Source organism: Nocardia sp. NPDC051787 (assembly GCF_040681325.1).
In the GTDB taxonomy this organism is placed as follows: Bacteria; Actinomycetota; Actinomycetes; order Mycobacteriales; family Mycobacteriaceae; genus Nocardia.
This window is the reverse complement of the sequence record NZ_JBFAYO010000033.1, coordinates 24,558-41,785: the sequence shown is the minus strand read 5'-3', so window position 1 is coordinate 41,785 and position 17,228 is coordinate 24,558. Positions and strand designations below refer to the sequence as shown.

Annotated in this window: 20 protein-coding genes; 10 read left to right on the top strand and 10 right to left on the bottom strand. The window is 67.7% G+C overall.

Annotated elements, in window-relative coordinates:
* Positions 1 to 5 precede the first annotated feature (5 nt).
* The gene (locus AB0M45_RS28095; RefSeq protein ID WP_364335373.1) at positions 6 to 449 is read left to right on the top strand and encodes a hypothetical protein; all 444 of its coding nucleotides are present in this window, start codon (positions 6 to 8) and stop codon (positions 447 to 449) included.
* Here AB0M45_RS28095 and AB0M45_RS28090 read toward each other — a convergent pair.
* The 4 genes from AB0M45_RS28090 to AB0M45_RS28075 form a co-directional block, all read right to left on the bottom strand.
* A complete protein-coding gene (locus AB0M45_RS28090) occupies positions 446 to 781 on the bottom strand; it encodes a DUF1214 domain-containing protein (protein ID WP_364335371.1) in 336 nt (111 codons plus the stop codon). The genes AB0M45_RS28095 and AB0M45_RS28090 overlap by 4 nt on opposite strands.
* Positions 715 to 1,674: a DUF1254 domain-containing protein gene (locus AB0M45_RS28085; RefSeq protein WP_364335369.1), complete on the bottom strand. Its 960-nt coding sequence runs from the start codon at positions 1,672 to 1,674 to the stop codon at positions 715 to 717. Before AB0M45_RS28085 ends, AB0M45_RS28090 begins: the two co-directional genes overlap by 67 nt.
* A 417-nt stretch (positions 1,675 to 2,091) precedes the next feature.
* Entirely contained in the window at positions 2,092 to 3,504 is a 1,413-nt protein-coding gene (locus tag AB0M45_RS28080; protein ID WP_364335367.1) for a DUF1254 domain-containing protein, read from the bottom strand.
* Positions 3,505 to 3,872: 368 nt separating this feature from the next.
* The gene (locus AB0M45_RS28075) at positions 3,873 to 4,163 is read right to left on the bottom strand and encodes a hypothetical protein (protein ID WP_364335365.1); all 291 of its coding nucleotides are present in this window, start codon (positions 4,161 to 4,163) and stop codon (positions 3,873 to 3,875) included.
* A gap of 309 nt (positions 4,164 to 4,472) precedes the next feature.
* On the opposite strand from AB0M45_RS28075, the gene AB0M45_RS28070 reads away from it, so the two are divergent.
* Positions 4,473 to 4,748 carry a hypothetical protein gene (locus tag AB0M45_RS28070; protein WP_067480140.1) on the top strand — a complete coding sequence of 92 codons (276 nt, stop codon included), beginning with the start codon at positions 4,473 to 4,475 and terminating at the stop codon, positions 4,746 to 4,748.
* A 123-nt stretch (positions 4,749 to 4,871) separates the two neighbouring features.
* Here AB0M45_RS28070 and AB0M45_RS28065 read toward each other — a convergent pair whose 3' ends face one another.
* Entirely contained in the window at positions 4,872 to 6,152 is a 1,281-nt protein-coding gene (locus AB0M45_RS28065) for a VWA domain-containing protein (protein WP_364335362.1), read from the bottom strand.
* Positions 6,153 to 6,362: 210 nt separating this feature from the next.
* Here AB0M45_RS28065 and AB0M45_RS28060 point away from each other — a divergent pair, with 210 nt between their 5' ends.
* The 5 genes from AB0M45_RS28060 (at position 6,363) to AB0M45_RS28040 (ending at position 10,559) form a co-directional block, all read left to right on the top strand.
* Positions 6,363 to 7,508: an AI-2E family transporter gene (locus AB0M45_RS28060; protein ID WP_364335360.1), complete on the top strand. Its 1,146-nt coding sequence runs from the start codon at positions 6,363 to 6,365 to the stop codon at positions 7,506 to 7,508.
* A 358-nt stretch (positions 7,509 to 7,866) separates the two neighbouring features.
* The gene (locus AB0M45_RS28055; protein ID WP_364335358.1) at positions 7,867 to 8,553 is read left to right on the top strand and encodes a transposase; all 687 of its coding nucleotides are present in this window, start codon (positions 7,867 to 7,869) and stop codon (positions 8,551 to 8,553) included.
* Positions 8,478 to 9,080, top strand: a complete 603-nt coding sequence (locus AB0M45_RS28050) for a transposase (RefSeq protein WP_364335356.1) — start codon at positions 8,478 to 8,480, stop codon at positions 9,078 to 9,080. Before AB0M45_RS28055 ends, AB0M45_RS28050 begins: the two co-directional genes overlap by 76 nt.
* Positions 9,081 to 9,365: 285 nt before the next feature.
* Positions 9,366 to 10,172 carry a hypothetical protein gene (locus tag AB0M45_RS28045; RefSeq protein WP_364335354.1) on the top strand — a complete coding sequence of 269 codons (807 nt, stop codon included), beginning with the start codon at positions 9,366 to 9,368 and terminating at the stop codon, positions 10,170 to 10,172.
* Between the two features lie 213 nt (positions 10,173 to 10,385).
* Positions 10,386 to 10,559, top strand: a complete 174-nt coding sequence (locus AB0M45_RS28040; RefSeq protein ID WP_364335352.1) for a CsbD family protein — start codon at positions 10,386 to 10,388, stop codon at positions 10,557 to 10,559.
* 85 nt (positions 10,560 to 10,644) lie between these two features.
* Here the strand turns inward: AB0M45_RS28040 and AB0M45_RS28035 are convergent, their stop codons facing one another.
* The 5 genes from AB0M45_RS28035 to AB0M45_RS28015 form a co-directional block, all read right to left on the bottom strand.
* Complete coding sequence (locus AB0M45_RS28035) at positions 10,645 to 12,765, bottom strand: MMPL family transporter (protein WP_364335350.1); 2,121 nt, start codon at positions 12,763 to 12,765, stop codon at positions 10,645 to 10,647.
* A gap of 69 nt (positions 12,766 to 12,834) precedes the next feature.
* Positions 12,835 to 13,644: an RNA polymerase sigma factor SigF gene (locus AB0M45_RS28030; RefSeq protein WP_364335348.1), complete on the bottom strand. Its 810-nt coding sequence runs from the start codon at positions 13,642 to 13,644 to the stop codon at positions 12,835 to 12,837.
* Positions 13,637 to 14,122, bottom strand: coding sequence for an anti-sigma factor (locus AB0M45_RS28025; protein ID WP_364335346.1), 486 nt, complete (start codon positions 14,120 to 14,122; stop codon positions 13,637 to 13,639). The genes AB0M45_RS28030 and AB0M45_RS28025 overlap by 8 nt, the downstream gene beginning before the upstream one ends.
* A gap of 117 nt (positions 14,123 to 14,239) precedes the next feature.
* Complete coding sequence (locus tag AB0M45_RS28020) at positions 14,240 to 14,716, bottom strand: DUF4254 domain-containing protein (protein ID WP_364335344.1); 477 nt, start codon at positions 14,714 to 14,716, stop codon at positions 14,240 to 14,242.
* Between the two features lie 121 nt (positions 14,717 to 14,837).
* A complete protein-coding gene (locus AB0M45_RS28015; protein ID WP_364335342.1) occupies positions 14,838 to 15,269 on the bottom strand; it encodes a VOC family protein in 432 nt (143 codons plus the stop codon).
* A gap of 132 nt (positions 15,270 to 15,401) precedes the next feature.
* Between AB0M45_RS28015 and AB0M45_RS28010 the strand changes: the two genes are divergently transcribed.
* The 3 genes from AB0M45_RS28010 (at position 15,402) to AB0M45_RS28000 (ending at position 17,192) form a co-directional block, all read left to right on the top strand.
* The gene (locus AB0M45_RS28010) at positions 15,402 to 16,376 is read left to right on the top strand and encodes a helix-turn-helix domain-containing protein (protein ID WP_364335340.1); all 975 of its coding nucleotides are present in this window, start codon (positions 15,402 to 15,404) and stop codon (positions 16,374 to 16,376) included.
* An 87-nt stretch (positions 16,377 to 16,463) separates the two neighbouring features.
* Positions 16,464 to 16,814: a metalloregulator ArsR/SmtB family transcription factor gene (locus tag AB0M45_RS28005; protein ID WP_364335338.1), complete on the top strand. Its 351-nt coding sequence runs from the start codon at positions 16,464 to 16,466 to the stop codon at positions 16,812 to 16,814.
* An 18-nt stretch (positions 16,815 to 16,832) separates the two neighbouring features.
* Positions 16,833 to 17,192 (top strand): hypothetical protein, encoded by a 360-nt coding sequence (locus AB0M45_RS28000; RefSeq protein WP_364335336.1) that lies wholly within the window; start codon positions 16,833 to 16,835, stop codon positions 17,190 to 17,192.
* Positions 17,193 to 17,228: the final 36 nt, after the last annotated feature.

The window sequence follows — 17,228 nt, the reverse complement described above, 5'->3', positions numbered from 1 at the left end:
GTTCCATGCCCAGCCTCTACGAGCACGTCGGCGGCGACGATGTGCTCCATCGTGTCGAAGCGGCGTTCTACGACAAGGCACTGGCCGACCCGGTGCTGAAGACGTTGTTCACCGAACGACTGCCGCACCACGTCGACCGTCTCACCTGGTTCACCGCCGAATCCTTCAGCGGCCCCGAGCGATTCACCCGCGAGCTGGGTTTCGACCACATCATCGCGGTGCACCGGAACCTGAAGATCACCGACGAGCAGCGGGAGCGCTTCGTCGAGGTCTACATGCACACGTTCGAGGAAGCCGAGCTGCTGGACGACGAAGAGTTCCGCAAGGCCGTCTACGAGCACGTGGCCTTCGGAGCACAGGTGGCCCAGCAGAACTCGCACGCGACCAGCGACGCGGAACTGCACCCGATCCGCGAGGTGCCACGCTGGACCTGGGCGCGCGACGACTAACTCGACCGCAGCGGTGTGAGCGGCGGAGGTTGCCAATGCCCCTGCACCGCCTCGGTTTTCGGCGAGAACAGGCGAAACGTCAGCGAGAATTGGCCCGAATCCGGAATGGGCAGCCAGTTTCCGGCAGGAACACTCGGTCCAGGATCTACGTACTGAACGGCGATATCCAGGGAGCCATCGGGATTGAGCACCACCGGGACCTGGTGGCCCACCGAGTAGATCCCCGCCGGGTTGGGCACCAGCTGGCTGTCGACGTCGTAGGCGGTCAGCGACCAGAACGCATCGGCCGGTGGTAGCCGGCCGGGTGCGAAATGCAGCCGGAAACGACCCATGCTGCCGCGGGCGTCCGCCGACGCGAACACTGGGCGGTCTCCACCGCGGCGGTGAGTTCGGTATCGGAGAGTCCGTGGACCTTTCCGCCCGGCCGGATCCCGATGGTCGCGAAGTGTCGCATGGCGGGCGCGTCCTCCGGCGCGGGCGGATTTGTCGACATCACCGCGCACATCCGGTCGAAGAAGTCGCGCGCGTTCATCTCCGCGATCTGCTCAGAGGGCGGCTGCGCCGTCGACAGCCCGCCTGGCGGCGCGGCGCGCGGCTCCCTGGCGTTCGTCCACACGCTCAGCGGAACCAGTTTCAGCTGCTGCTGCAGCGCGCGAACGACCGGCATGTCGTCGTCTCCGTCGAGCTGGATCCGGGCGATCAGCCATACCGTCGGCGTCGGCATCGGCATCGAGGTGAGGCCGCCGGGCAAGACACCCGACCAACCCGGACCGGTCACCACGTAGGTGTACGCCAGCGCCGCCGATTCCGCCTGGGGCCGAACGCTACTCGGGTTGTGCACGTTGTTTGTCCAGGCGTCGAGCAGTTGCACCAACCAGAACCGCCGAGCGCCCATCGCGGGAACTTGCAGCACCATCGGCTCGGCCTGCAGATCGAGCCAGGCGGTCGAACGCAGGGTGTCCCGGTCCAGCCGTACAACGTCTCGCTGGGCCGGGGTGGGCAACGCGGCGGCGTGCTGGAATCGGTTGGCGGGTGCGGCCGTCTCCGCCGCCACGCGGGTGAGATCCATCAACACCAACGGATAGCCGAATATGTAGGCGTCCCTTGCGATCGTGGCGGCGTCGCCCGGCACGGCGGGGTTCTCGTCGTCGGATCCGCCGCACGCCGCCAATCCGAGCGCGGCCACCGATGTCGCCGCCATACCGAGCGCAGTGCGCCGCGACATCGTGACCTTGCCGTCGGTCCTGTGTCCATGATCCTGCTCCGCGTCCGATCCTATCGGGCCCGCGAGATCCGCACCGGAGTATAGCCACCCATGGCGGCGAAAATCGCAGGTCAGCGCCGTGATAAGGGACAGATCCGAGCGCGGGGCCGTGGCGCGGCGGCTGGGTGCCAGCGATTCGAATCCACGCAGCGGCTGTGTCCACCGCGCTCGCCGCGGCCCGTCTCGACCGGCGGGCCGTTCGCGCCACGCTCATTGTGCGTTCCAGGACCCTGCTGCTGGACGCAAGGACTTCCGCACGGCCGTCTACGAGCACGTTGCCTTCGGGAGCGCGAATGGGCGCAGCAGAACTCGCACGCGACCAGCGACGAGGAACTGCATCCGATCCACGAGGTGCCGCGTGGGCGCGCGACGATCAGCTCACCGTAACGGCGTGAGCGGCGGCGGACGCCAAATCCCTTTTATCGCCTGGGCCTTCGGGGCGAACAGGCGCAACGTCACCGAGAATTGGCCAGATTCGGGAATGGGCAACCAGTTTCCGGTGGGAACGCTCCCGCCCGGATCAGCCCACTGGAGGGTGAGATCCAGGGAGCCATCGGAATTGAGCACCACCGGGACATGGTGGCCGACCGCGTAGATCTCGGCTGGGTTGGGCACCAGAGAGAGGTCGGCGGTGTAGGCGGTCAGCGACCAGAAGGCGTCGACCGGCGGCAACTGACCCGGCGCGAAATGCAGCCGAAAGCGATTCTGGCCACCGCTGGCGTCCGCCGTGGCGAACAGGGTGGGGTAGATCACGTCCTCGGGCAGAGCGGCGCCGAGACCGTTCCAGGCGATATCGGCGCGCAATAGGTAGTCAGCGCCGTACCGGCCGGTACCGGGGTCGTAGATCCAGCCGTTCTCGATGATCGTCGTCTCCCCGACATACACCGGGATCCGCTGCCGTGCGGTGGCAACCGCCGTGGCGAGTTCGTCGTCGGAAAGGCTCTTGACCGCGCCGCCCGGCTCGATGCCGATGCTCGCGAAGCGCCGCATCGCGGGAGCGTCCTCAGGTGCGGGCGGATTGACCTCCATCACCGCGCACATCCGGTCGAAGAAGGCGCGCGGGGCCATCTCCGCGAGTTGCGCGGCCGGGGGCGCCGTCGGCCGGGTCGGCGGCACCGCCGGCGCGGGCACGTCCACTCCCGCGATCCACGCACTCAGCGGAGCGAGCTTCATATCCTGCTGGATAGCGCGGACCGTGGGCAGGTCGCGGGGGCTGTCGACCTGAATCCGGTTGAGCAGCCAGACCGTCGGCGTCGGCATCGGCAGCGGGGTGACCCCCTCCGGCAGCGCACCGGACCAGCCGGGCCCGGTTACCGCATAGGTGTACGGCGGTGCCGCCGACTTCGCCTGCGGGCGCATGCTGCTGGGGTTGTGCACGATATTCGACCAGGCGTCCAGGAGTTGCGCCAGCCAGAAGCGCCGACGGTCCATTGCGGGGACCTGCAGCACCATCGGCTCGTGTGTCAGATCGAGCCATGCGGACGAGTCCAGCGTATCCAGGTCCGGTCGTACCAGCTCACGTTGCTCGGGGGCGACGAACGAGGTGGTGTGGCGGAACCGGTTGGCGGGGACAGCCACCTCGGCCGTTGCGCGTGTCAGGTCCATCAGCACGAGGGGGAAGCCGAAAATGTACGCGTCCCTGGCAATCTCGACGGCGTCGCCGGGCACGGCGGAGTCCTCGTCCTCGGATCCGCCGCACGCCGCCAATCCGAGTGCGGCCACCGATGTCGCCGCAAGGCCGAGCGCCGAGCGCCGTGACAACATCACCTTGCCGTCGGTCCTGTGGTCCATGATCCTGCTCCGCCTCCGATCCTATCGGACACCGCGAGATCCGCACCGGAGTATAGCGGCCCTCGGTCGCGAAAATCGCAGGTCAGCGCCTTGATGGCGGAACAGGCGCGCCGGACGGCGGAATCATCGGCGCGTCGGACGCGTACCAGTGGCCGCGGCGACGCGCGCTCGGTCAGGCGATGCGAGCGCGGCGCCGACCGGCACCCGCGGCCCGCCGGTTGCCGGAATGTCGTGCAAGCGGCACGCAACGTTCGATCCACACCGGACTTCCGCCGCGCTCGCCCCTCGGCTGCCACGATCGACGGGCCGCCGTTCGTGCCGGGCGCGCCGCCGCCACACATGTACGCGCATCGCACCCGGGCTTGCGGTCAGATCTCCAGGATGGTGTTCATGATGGTGCCCGCACTGGTGGCCACCACGCCACCGAGCATCGCCCCTGCGATCATCTTCGGCGACTGCAACCCGCTGCCACTCCACTTCTCCCAGGCGAAGCGACCGCCCGCGTAAATGATGCTGACGATGCCGGACAGCAGCGCGAACCAGGTGAAGTAGCGGACGAACCGTAAGAGCTTGTCCGCCAAGGGCGGCGCCTCCGGGGTCGGGTCGCCGATCTGCGCCAATGTCGTGAACGAATCGACCGACGTCAGAATGATGCTCACCGTCTACTCCCTATGTTCGATTACAATCCTGCCGCCCGCCGAACTGCTGCGAAAGCTGTTCGGCCACCGATCAATTCGGTCATAGATGAGGATACGGCCCTGGGCGGCACCTGTGTGCGCGCTGTGCGGAACACCGGCCGACGCTGGCGCACCTACCCCTTCGTCCAGAGCGATGGCCGGCCCGGCAAGGCGGGAAGACGCGAACTTCCCTGTGCTGCACCGACCTGACTGCATCACGGCGAGCGAACGGATACGATCTTCACAGCGAATCACTATCCCCTGTCCCGAATCCAGAATGAGCGAACGACGATGATTTTGGCCGCCGCTTTTGACACCCTGGCGCAGATCGGCAACCCGACCCCAGAAGCACCGCCGATCTCCGACAAGTTCCTCCAACTGGTCCGCTACCTGACGTGGTTCGTTCTCCTGTCGGGCATCTGCGGCATCATCTACGCCGGTGGCCGCTTCGCCTGGGAGAAGTGGACCGGCGGCGGACTCGAGTCGCCGAAGATGGTGGCGGGAGCCATGATCGGCGGCGTGATCGCCACCAGCGCGGGCACCATCATGAACGCCGTCATCGGCTGACCGCGGAACCCGTCCCGAAGTCACACTCGGACATAGCGTCTCGCTATAACACGAGCCCGGCCGCGCGGCCAGGCTTCGCGCTGTGCGCCGCAAGCGTGCCGCTGCGCGGTCCGTGACGGCCGATCAACGCAGGATGCCCGCGGCACGCGCGGCGCGCAGCCAGTCCGGGAACTCGCCGAGCAGGCGCGTGTAGAGCTGGGCGTCGTCGACCTGATCGATGTCGTCGAGGGCGAAGAAGCCGGCGTTGTCCACCGCCCGGTCGGACAACTCGTCCAAGGTCCGCAGCAGGCCGTAGTTGGCCCGGCCGAGGCCGACGAACTGCCAGAAGGCCGGGAGCAGCGAGGCTTCGCGCATGAGGGCCGCGATCTCGCGCTTCTTGGCGAAGCCGCCGTCGGTGAAGAACAGCACGAGCGTGGGGCGGTCGCCTGGACGCAGCGAGTCGATGATGGTGCGCATGATCGGCAGTTCGTCGTTGCGGCCACCGAGCTTGTCGTAGTCGATACCCCCGTGGGTTCCGCCGAGATGCAGATAGGTCTGTGCCCACGCCTCGCCGTGCTCGACGGTGATATCGGGCAGCTTGGCGAACGAGAGGGCGTAGAGGTATGCCTCCAGGGTGCCGTCGTCGTCGAGCTGAGTGGCCACCGGAATCATCCGCTGCACGACGCGATGCACCACCTGGTCGCGATACTGCCGGTTCATGCTGCCGGTCTTGTCGATAACGAGCACGACGCGGGCGCGAATACCGAAGGCGTCCCCATCGATCAGGACTTTCGCGACCGCGCGCTTGCGCACATCCAGCGTGGCGCGCTTCTCGAAGGACAACTCGGCCTCACCGGGCACCGTGAAGACGTCCACCGCCGCGGTGCCGGGAGACGACGAGCCCGCGGCGATCGGGTCCGGCACCGGGTCGTCGTCCACGCTCACGCCATGATCGGTGACGAGCGCGGCGAACCCGCCCGCATAGCCTTGCCCGACCGCCCGCACCTTCCACGCCGCGTTCCGGCGATACAGCTCCAGCGCGATCACCACGGATTCGGTGCCCAGCCCCTCGATGCGGTACTCGTACAGCACGTTGCCCGCCTCGTCCGCGACCGTGGCGACCGGCGGCGCGAACCGGCCGAAGGTCGCCGCGGGATCGTCGAGCGTGAGCACCGCGCGCAGCTGCGCGATGTCCGCAGGGAGCTCGGCAAGCGAAACAGACAGCGCGGCAGGTGTTCCCGGCCGAAGCGACACGCCGGGGCCATCCGGCTGGTTGAAGAACACGAAGTCCGCGTCCGAACGCACCCGGCCCGCTTCGGTCACCAGCAGCGCCGACACGTCGACCGCGGCCTCGGTCCGCACCGATACCAGCAGCCGGGCGGCGTCCAGTGCCCCGTTCTGCCCTTTGACCAACGCGGCACCCATCGAAACTCCCAGCCGTTGCGCCGAAATCGCTACCGCGATCAGCGTAGGTCCACCACGGGATGCGCGCGGACCATAACCCCTGGTTCCGCCGGCCCTCCTAGACACCGCGTCCGCGTGCCAGACTGGGCCTGTGATCGAGCGTCAGCGAGTGAACCAGAAACACAGCGCGCCCTCGCGCACGACCGAGCCGAGCGCCAGCGAGGTGCGGTCGTGAGCGAAGCGAACAAGGACCAGCGACCGGACGACAACACGACCCGGGATCGTGGTGACGTCATCGGCGCGGGCATTCTGTGGCTGGCCAAGTGGGCGGTGTGCATCGTCGCGATCGCGGCGGGCGCGTGGGTGCTCGGATTCCTGATCGCCCGGCTGTGGGTGGTGATCTTGCCGGTGGCGCTGGCCGTGGTGGTCGCGACGGTGCTGTGGCCGCCGGTGCGCTGGCTCACCGCACACGGCCTGCGGCCAGCACTCGCGGCAACGATCGGCGTGCTCGGCTTCATCGGTCTGCTGGCCGGCGTCATCGGGCTTATCGTGCCCTCGGTCGTGAACCAGGCACCCGAACTCGCGGACAAGGCGAGCGAGGGCGTCAACCAGGTGCGGAAGTGGTTGCAGGGCCCACCGCTGAGACTCCGTGACGAGGAACTGGATTCGGCGGTCGACGCGATCGTGTCCCGGCTGCAATCCAGTTCCGAGCAGATCGCCACCGGCGTGTTCAGCGGCGTGAGCACCGCGACGTCGGTGCTGGTGACCCTGTTCCTCGTGCTGGTGCTCACGTTCTTCTTCGTCAAGGACGGGCCGCGGTTCCTGCCCTGGCTGCACAGCGTGTCCGGCAGTCACAGCGGCAGGCACTTGGAAGAGGTGCTGGGCCGGATCTGGGTGGTGCTCGGCGGGTTCATCCGCACGCAGGCGCTGGTCAGCCTGATCGACGCCGTCCTGATCGGCGCGGGCCTGGTGATTCTCGGGGTGCCGCTGGCGCTGGTGCTCGCGGTGATCACCTTCCTCGGCGGGTTCGTCCCGATGGTGGGCGCATTCGTCGCGGGCGCGCTCGCGGTGCTGGTCGCGTTGGTCGGCAACGGCTTCGTCACGGCGCTGATCGTGCTCGGCATCGTCATCGCCGTGCAGCAACTGGAAGGCAATGTGCTGCAACCGATCTTGCAGAGCCGCACGATGAACCTGCACGCGGTGATCGTGCTGCTGGCCGTCACGGCGGGCGGCTCGCTGTACGGGATCGTCGGCGCCTTCCTTGCGGTCCCGGTTGTCGCGATGGCGGCGGTGGTGCTGCGCTACGTCGGCGAGCAGATCGATGCGGCCACGGTCGCGCTGCCGGACCCGGACAGCGAACCCGAACCCACCGAATAGCCGCGGCGGCCGGCGATCGTCGCGCACACCATTGTTGGAATCGGTCCGAATGTAACTCTCGCCGTCGCCCGTCGTCGTCCCTAGCGTGGATCAGCCGCTGTTCCAACCCCATCGATCGTCCACCCGAAGGAGGACCTTCCCGATGACCGAACCCGACCTGTCCACGGACTGGAGTTTCGAGACGAAGCAGATCCACGTCGGACAGATTCCGGACGGCGCCACGAACGCCCGCGCGCTGCCGATCTGAGAAACGCAGTCTGCGTACCCTGCCCTTCATGGTGAGGCAGCGGCATCGAGCCACGTATGTCGGTGCCCCAGGCCAAAGTCCCGGGATGTGTTGACCGGTCGCCGTTATCGCTTGTCTCTCAATGAGACTCAAGGCCGGTATGCCGAGCTGATCGGCGACACCTGCCGTGCGGTATGGAACACCGGGTTGGAACAGCGTCGCGAGTACCGCCGCCAGGACGCCTGGATCAACTACCGCGAGCAAGCCGGGCAGCTGGCCGCCGCGAAGATCGAGCATCCGTGGCTGTGCGCCGCTCCCGGGCATTGCCTCCAGCAAACTCTGATGGACTTGGACCGGGCGTGCCGGGAACGCGGCACCTGGAAAGTGCGGTGGCGGTCCGCGCGCCGTTGGCGGCCGTCATTCCGGTTCCCCGAAGGCAACAAGATCCAGATCCAGCGGCTGGGCCGCCGATGGGGCCGGGCGAAGCTGCCGAAGCTGGGGTGGGTGCGGTTTCGGTGGTCCCGCCCCCTGGGCGGGGTCATCCGGTCGGCCACGGTGTCGCGTGACGGCGCGCACTGGTATGTGTCCTTCCTGGTCGAGGACGGCAAACAGACACCCGCACAGCACCCGAGCGCGAGCGTGGTGGGGGTGGATCGTGGTGTTGCGGTCGCCCTCGCCTGTTCGGACGGCAGCATGCACGACCGCGCATTCACCACCCCGGTGAACGCAACCGCTGCCGCAGGTTGCAGCAGAAGCTCGCGCGGCAGCAGAAGCACAGCGCCAACCGGCGCAAAACCATCGCCGCGATGTGGCGGTTGAAGCGGCGTGAGGCGGATCGGCGTGGCGACTTCGCCGCCCAGGTCGCCAACCAGCTCGCCACCCGCCACAGTGCGGTGGTGCTGGAGGACCTCACCATCACGAACATGACCGCCAGCGCGAAGGGCACCCTCGCCGAGCCCGGTAGCAACGTCGTACAGAAGGCGGGGTTGAACCGCGCCATCCTCGGCAAGGGCTGGTACCGGTTCGAACAGGCGCTGACCAACGTGGCCCGGTACACGGGCTGCCGGATCGTGAAGGTCCCGGCCGCGTGTACGTCGCAAACGTGTTCGCGCTGCGGCAGTGTGGACCCGGTGAGCCGTGAGAGCCAAGCGGTGTACCGGTGCACCAGCTGCGGATACAGCGCGAACGCGGATGTGAACGCGGCCAAGAACATTCTCGCCGCAGGACGTGCGGTGACAGCCTGCGGAGACCTCGGCACCGGCCGGTCTGTGAAGCAGGAACCCCTGACTGTCGCACAGACAGCCAGGAATCCCCGGCTTTCTTCAGGCGGGGAGGACGTCAACTAGCAGACCACCTCCTACATCCGGGTCGGGGCCTGGTGAAATTACTGATCCTCAATCAGTAGAGCGCGGTAACAACGGGGCGAGGACCCGTTTCGGGCTAATTTTAGTGATTTCAGTCAAAATACTCTGCGGGGTTACCACTATTCGGTGTCGCCCGCGACTCGATCCGCCACCACCTCCCCGAGCCGATTGCTCGACTGAAGTTCGACTTTCACGCATCCGAAAGGGTTACCGGATCGAACTAGAAAGGTAGGTATATGTCCTCTTCAGAATGAGGTGGGTAATTTCATGGGCATAGAAACACCGGAAATTCCAGCACACCCCTTCTTACGCCGCGCCGCCACACTGGTCGTAGCGAGTGCCATCCCGCTGTCGGTGGTCGGCGCCGCGACCGCCTCCGCGAACCCACTGGTGCCCGAGATTTCCATCCAGATTCCGTTCGCACCGGTACCCGCCGTCGCCGCTGTAGCCCCGGTCGCCGATCCTGCGGACCCCGGCGCCGTTCCGCCCGACGCCGCTCCCGCGCCGTTTTCCACCGGTCGCAACGACTTGAGCACCAACCGGCCGATGCCGGACCCGAACGTGCTCGCTCCCGTCGTTCCACAGCGCCTGCACTTCCCCGGCGCTCCGGCCCCCAGGGTCGCGCCGATCGAGGCGCCCCCCGGCACGCTGCGCGTCGGTTCCGTCGTGATCGGGCGGCCTGATTTCCTGACTCCCGACCAGGGCAAAATGATCAACGACGCGATCGCGGGCCCGGAGGCGGGCATGGCGCAAACCTTTGATTCGGCAGGCTTCGAGCCGTCCCGCTCCGACCGTATCGCCGCGGACATCATCGGCTCCACCGCGATCGGCGCATCGGTGGGCAGCATGGTGGCCGCCCCCGTGGCCTCGATCGGAGCGGTCATCGGCGCGGTCTGCGGCGCCATCGCCGGTATTCCGATGTTTCCCACCGGGACGGTAGCGGTTATGGGCTTCGGCGCCGCCGTCGGCTACGGGTTCGTCGCATCACCGGCCATCGCTCTCGGCGCGGCCATCGGCGCCGGGGTCGGCGTCGCCCAGGGCCTGCTCACCCCGCCCACGGTTCCGGCCTCCTGATCCACCTTCCCGGCAATACTCGGCGGAACAGGATCGGACTACGCGCCAGTCGCCTGACCCATTTCATACGCGCAGAATTTACGAAGAAGACCCGGTTTCGGCCGGGTCTTCTCGTTCGCGAGGGAACACTGCACGTTTCGCTCGGCCGTGACCGGTTATCGCGATGAGGACCGGCGGATACGACAGGCCGGTCGCCGCACAAGGAGGTTACCCATGAGCACCACCGACAAGGCGAAGAACAAGGCCGAGAAAATCGCCGGTCAAGCCAAGGAAAAGTTCGGCACGGCCGCCGATGACCGGGAGAAGAGGGACGAAGGCCGGACCGATCAGGTCAAGTCCGACCTCAAGGACGCGGGCGAGAAGGTCAAGGACGCCTTCCGGCACTGACCCCGCACGTAGCAAAGGACCCTTGGAGCGGATGGCCGCGGCGCGGTCGTCCGCTCTGACGCGTCCTGACGGAGCCCGCGGCGAGCTATTTCTTCCGCTGCCCGTGTGACTGATCTCCGCCCCTGGGACCGGCGACGGTGTTCTGGCCACCTTCGTCCGCCACGAGGCGTAGTTCGCTCGGCCACCAGATAGTGGGGCCGATCAGGCTGAACAACGCCGGGATGACGACGGTCCGCACGACGAAGGTGTCCAGCAGGATGCCGAGGCCGACCACGATGCCGACCTGGGTGAGGGTGATCAGTGGAAGCACGCCGAGCACACAGAACACCGCGGCGAGCACGATTCCGGCGCTGGTGATCACCGCGCCGGTCACCGAGACCGCACGCACCATGCCCTGTGTGGTGCCGTGGCCAGGGGTTTCCTCGCGCGCCCTGGTCACGAGGAAGATCGTGTAGTCGACGCCGAGCGCGACCAGGAACAGGAACGCGAACAAGGGAACGCTGATATCCAGCGCGGGAAATCCGAACACTTGCTCACTCATCCAGCTGCCCAGCCCGAGCGCGGCCAGCGCGCTGAGCACGGTGACCGCGACCAGGAGCACCGCGGCGGGTATCGCGCGCAGCAGCACGAGCAGGACCGCGAGCACGACGACCAGGATCAGCGGAATGATCACCTCGCGGTCCTCGGCCGCGGCGGTCTGGATGTCCAGCACCTGGGCGTCGGTGCCGCCGACGAGTGCTTCCGCTCCGGGCACCTCGGCGAGCGACGCTCGTAACGCCTCGATCGTGTCGAAGGCCCGCGCGGAAGCCGGTGGCGCGTCGATCACCACCGACCACCGAGTGAGGCCGGTCGGCGAGGTCCCCGTCTGCCAGGTCATCACCACCCCCTCGGTGGCGCGGAACGCCGCATCGATCCCCGGGACCGCGCCACTGCGGGCGAGCACGATCGCCGGGTCGGAGGCACCGGACGGGAAATGCTGCGCGAGCGTGTCGAATCCCTCCACCGATTCGGCGCGGACCCGGAACTGCTCGGTCTGCGAAAGCCCCACCCGCACCGTCAGCAAACCGGTCGCGCAGATGGCGAGCACCGCGATCGCGCACCCGGCGACCAGCGCGGGCCTGCGCACCACACGCGCGGCGATCGTGTGCCAGACGCCCTGGCCGGCGGTGTCGCGGTAGTCGGCACGGGGCACGAACGGCCAGAACACGTTGCGCCCGCACAGCGCGAGAGCGCCCGGCAGCGCGAGCAGGACGAACCCCACCGCGACCAGCAACCCGAGCGCGGCCATCACACCGAGACTGCGGGTGCTCGGCACCGAAGCCAGCAGCAGTACCAGCAGCGCGGCGACCACCGTCACGTTGCTGGCCAGGATCGCGGGCCCGGCGCGCCGCACTGCCTGCCGCAACGCGTCACGGTGATCCGATGCCCGGTGCAGTTCGTCGCGGTAGCGCGATACCAGCAGCAACGCGTAGTTGGTGCCCGCGCCGAACACCAGCACGCTGGTGACGCCGGACGTCGAGCCGTCGAAGGCCAGCGGGGTAACACGCGCCAGGGCGGTTGCGGCGCTGGTGGCGACCCGGTCGGCGGCGCCGACCACGGCCAGCGGGACCAGCCACAGGACCGGGGAGCGGTACGTCGCGATCAGCAGCACCGCGACCACGATGGCGGTCACCGCGAGCAGGGTGACGTTGGCGCCGGAGAACGAATCGGCGATATCGGCGCCGAACGCGGGACCGCCGGTGACTTGCAGGATCAACCCGTCCGGCAGCCCGTCACCCGCGGTGGAACGGATGTCCCCGATGCGGTCGGTCAGCGCGAACCCGCTCAGGTCGGCGTGCACCGGCACCTGTCCGATCGCCGCCTTCTGATCCGGCGACATGATCAGGTCGGCCGGCCCGGGCGACCGCCCAGCGGCACGGGTCACCGCCGCGGCCGTGGCGTTGCGGTCGTCCTCGGTCAGGTTGCCGCCGTCGGCGCGGGTGACCACGATGATCGCGGCCGCCCAGCCCGCGTCCGGAAACTCGTCCAAAGCCTGTTCGACGCGGGCGGAGTCCGCCGGCGGCGGCAGGGCGTCGGGCGCCTGGCCGGCCGCCTCGTTCTCCCCGACGGCTCCGATCAGTCCCACCGAGGCCGCGGCGAGCACGAGCAGCAGCACCCACGATCCGCGGGCGGTCACCAGCGACGCGTAGCGATCCCAAGCGCTCACCCGGCAACTCTCTCAGATCTTCGCCCTCGAGCAGGCGAGACACCCCGCCCGCACCATCGGCCGACCTGGTCAGTCTCGTAAAGCCTGCTCGCGCAATGATTTCAAGGTCTTCGACAGAATGCGTGAGACCTGCATCTGGGAACAGCCGATCCGCTTGGCGATCTGCTCCTGGGACAGCGAATCGAAGAAGCGCATGACGAGCACCTGCTTCTCGCGTTCCGGTAACGCGGCCAGCAGCGGTTTCACCGCCAGATAGTTCTCCACGGTGCCGAAATCGGGGTCCTCGGCGCCCAGCGAATCCAGCAGCGAGGGACCGCCGGACTCCGCGTCGCCCGACTCGGCGACGGCGTCGATCGAGGAGGTCTGATAGGCGTTGCGCGCGATGAGCGCCTGGGTCACCTCGTTCAGGTCGACCCCCAGTTCCTCGGCGATCTCCCGTGCCCGCGGCATCCGGCCCAGCCGCTGCGACAGGGTCTCCACCGCGGGGCCGATGGTGGACTGAATTTCCTTGAGCCGCCGTGGTACTCGCACCGACCAGGCGTGGTCGCGGAAATGCCTGCGCACCTCACCCATGATCGTCGGCACCGCGAACGACAGAAAGGTCGCGCCGTGTGCCGGATCGAAGCGATCGACCGCGGCGAGCATACCCACCCGGGCGATCTGCAGCAGGTCCTCGAAATTCTCGCCGCGTCCGCTGAACTTTCGCGCGATGTGTTCGGCAAGTGGAAGGCAGCGGTCGATCAGCTCCGCGCGCAGGGCCTCGCGGCGCGGGTCGTCGGTCGCCACCGCGGCGAGTTCGGCGAACAGCGGCTCGATATTGTCGTAACTGTCTCCCCCCGACTTGCGCTTGGGCGTGCTGCGATTCGACTCGCTACTCATCCGAGCCGCCGCGGACCCAGCGGAAGTCGACGGTAGTCGGGTAGCCGCCCGCGGCGGCGTCGTGTGCGCCCTGGGACGCGGAAACCGAATCGGTCAGCGTCGCGACGATGTGCCAGCCGAAGCCGGCCTGATCCGGAGTGGCGTCCGACCTCGTGAGCGCGCTGACGCGCACGGCAACGGCGTCGCCGTCGAAGCTGAACGCGCAGTCGAGCTCCGAGCCGGGCACCGCGTCCAGCACCAGCGCGCTGGCGACCTCGTCGAGAGCCAGCCGGATATCGGTCACCTCATCGATGCCGAAATCGGCCATCAGCACGACGGTCTCGGCCAAGGCACGCAACATCGCCAGCTGCTCGGACTCCGCGGGCACCCGCACGCTGATCGCGCCGGTCCGCGTCGTCGCGGGAGGAGTCCCCGTCCACCCGTCTTCCGGCCGTCGCCCCTCATCGAATCGCTCCGCGATGCTGTCACCCTTGCTCATGCACCACTCCAGAAGTCGCGCCGTCCGTAGGAGCGACCAGCGTACGCCCTGTTGCCCGATCGTTTCGACGCGCCATGCGCGGGTGCGCGTATTCGACTCGCCCAGGCGGGCGTCCGCTCAGCCATCCGCGCCCCATCGTATCGGAGGGAGCCGACGACGGCCGTCTCCGACCTCGCGAACCAGATCCGCGTAGGCGATCTCCAATTCGGCCAGCCGGGTCCATGCCGCGTGCATGCGTTCACCGCCCGGATCGTCGTGCATCAACAGATGGAATGCCCGTTCCGCGACGGCGGCCATCCGGTCGATCACTTCACCCAGACTCGCTTCGTGCAAGCGAACCCCGGCCGCCGCGCTCGGCAGGTGCACCGCCGCCCAGGTGTTGATCCGGTCGACCAGTTCGGCACGGTGACCATCGATCTCCACCAGCAGTCCCGGAACTTCGCGGCGGCGGCGGTGCAGTTCGGTGAGTTCGCGCGCCCATCGGCTCACCGGCCCGTGCACATGCTGACCGCCCAGCGCGCACAGCAGAGTACTCGGGCTCGGCAATACCGAGCTCTCGGCCACCTTTCGCAGTCGCGCACGCTGGACGAGCATCGGCCTACCTCCTCGGCACAACCACACCGATTCCGCGGCCGGTCGTCAGAGCACTCATAAGGACAACGTTCATTCCTGGTCGGTCACGCCTGGGCCGGTCGCGCGGTGTGGCGCGCCGAAGTCACAGTGGCGCAGTGAGTTCCAGATGGATGCCATCCGGATCGGAAAAGGACAGGATCGCGATACCGAAGTCGGTCATTTCGATGATCTCACCGTGTTCGATGCCCGCTTCGCTCAGCCGGGCGGCGGCGGCGGCCAGATCGTCCCGCGCCGGGACGGTGAAGCTGAGATGGTCCAAGCCCACCCGATCGGAGTCGAAGCGGTCCGTCGCGGGCGCCACCGGGCGCAGGCCGAGCAGCATTCCGTTGGCCTGGAATACCACTCCGCCGAAGAGCTGGAACGGATCGGTCCGCACCGCAGGATCGTCCGGAGTGCCCGGCGACTCGGCGGCGATGGGGAAGCCGAGAACGTCGCGGTAGAAGGCACGGGACCGGACGATGTCGGTCACGGTCAACCGGATGTGGTGGGTTCCGGTCGTTTCGATCAGGGTCACGCGAACTCCCCAGGTGAATAGGTAGGGCGGGCTCGACCGACTCCCCGGTGGCGAGTCGTCTCGGGATGACAGTAAGACAGAATTCCGGCAGAACAGAGTGTCGTGAACGACATCTTCGGTACTGTTTCCGACATGGACGTCGCTGTCTTCGTCGTGGATGGTGTGGCCGATTTCGGATACGCCGCCCTGCTGGAGACCTTCAACACCGCGAACTCGGTGCGGACCGAGCTCACCGACCCGCCGCAGCCCTGGCGGGTCCGCAGTGTCTCGTTCGGCGCCACCATCCGCTCGGGCAACGGCAACACCGTGCCGACGGTCCCGCTCGACGAATTCGGTGACGAATTCGAGCTGATGATCGTGCCCGCGGTGAATGTGCTCGCCGCCGAGGCGCTGATCGATCTCATCTCGGCCCCTGCCAGCCGTCCCGTGCTCGACCGCCTGATCGCGGCGCGCGAAAGAGGGGTACATCTCGCCGGCGCGTGCACCGGAACGTTCTACCTGGCCGAGGCCGGTGTGCTGGACGGCTCCCCCGCCACTACGAGCTGGTGGCTCGGCCCCAGCTTCCGGCATCGCTACCCCCGCGTCCAGCTGGACGAAGGCCGCACCCTGTGCCGCGGGCACGGCGTCACCACCGCGGGCGCCGCACTGTCGCATATGGATCTCGCGCTGTCGCTGATCGCCACCAAGAGCCCCGCGTTGGCCGAGCGCGCCATGCGCTATCTGGCGGTCGGCGCGGGAAGACCACAGCGGGATTTCATCATTCCCGAGGTCATCGCCAGGGGCGATTCCGTCACCGCCGCCTTCGAACGGTGGGTCCGCGACCATCTCGCCGACAACTTCCGAATCTCGCAGGCGGCCAAGGCCATCGGCGTCACCGAACGCAGCCTGCAACGCGCCACCCATGCCGAACTGGGCATGTCGCCCACCGAATTCGTCCACGACATCCGCCTGGAACGCGCGATGCACCTGTTGCGCACCACGCCCCTCACCGTGGACGCGGTCGCCGCGAAGGTCGGCTACCTCAACGCGGGCACCCTCCGCGGGCTGTTCCGCCGTCGCCGGGGCATGTCGATCTCCGAAATCCGCATGACTCGCGTGTCGTACTGAATTCTCTTCCGGCAGTGCGGAATAGACGCCGCGCGCGCTACCATCTCTTCGAGGCTTCTAGAAAAGATGCGACGAAGCGGAGGTGCGATGCCACTCGGGCGCTGGAAGTCCGCCGATCACCCCGAGATCGATGCCGTGTCGATCGATGCCGTCCTGCACGCTCTCGCTGACCCGACTCGCCGGAGAATCGTGCGCATGCTCATCGACCAGGGCGACCGGCCGTGCGGCACCTTCGGCCTCGGGATCCCCCCGTCCACCCTCAGCCACCACTTCAAAGCACTACGCAACGCCGGATTGATCCGCCAGTTCGACCAGGGCCGCCAGCGCATGAACACCCTGCGGCTCACCGAGCTCGACACACGCTTCCCTGGTCTGGTCGCCTCGATCCTCGCGCAAGCAGAGCACGGCCGGCAGTCCAGCCGTCCCGAATCAAACTGATCCGCAAGGAAGTTCGCTATGTCGTTGAACGCAGTCGCGCGAGTATGCGCCATTCCGGTCAGTCTGTGGCTGATCACCGCGCTCATCCTCAATGCCGACTATCGAGCCGACAATATCTTCGCCGCCCCCGACTTCACGTTCTCCCTCGTCCTGCTGATTGCCGCCTTCCTCCCCTGGCGCTTCGCGATCCCGGCCCTCACCGCCGGCTACTTCTTCGGCTCCGGCGTCATCACCGTCGCCGCCCTCGACCGCTTCGACCACGGCGAATCCCCCCAGGGAACCATCAACCTGATCATCGCCGCGGTCTATCTGACCGTCGCACTGCTGCTGGTCCTCCGCGTGGGACGCACCCGATCGCTCGATCCCCAGCCCTGCTGATCCGGGAGACAACGACCAGCAGAGCGCGCCATCGCT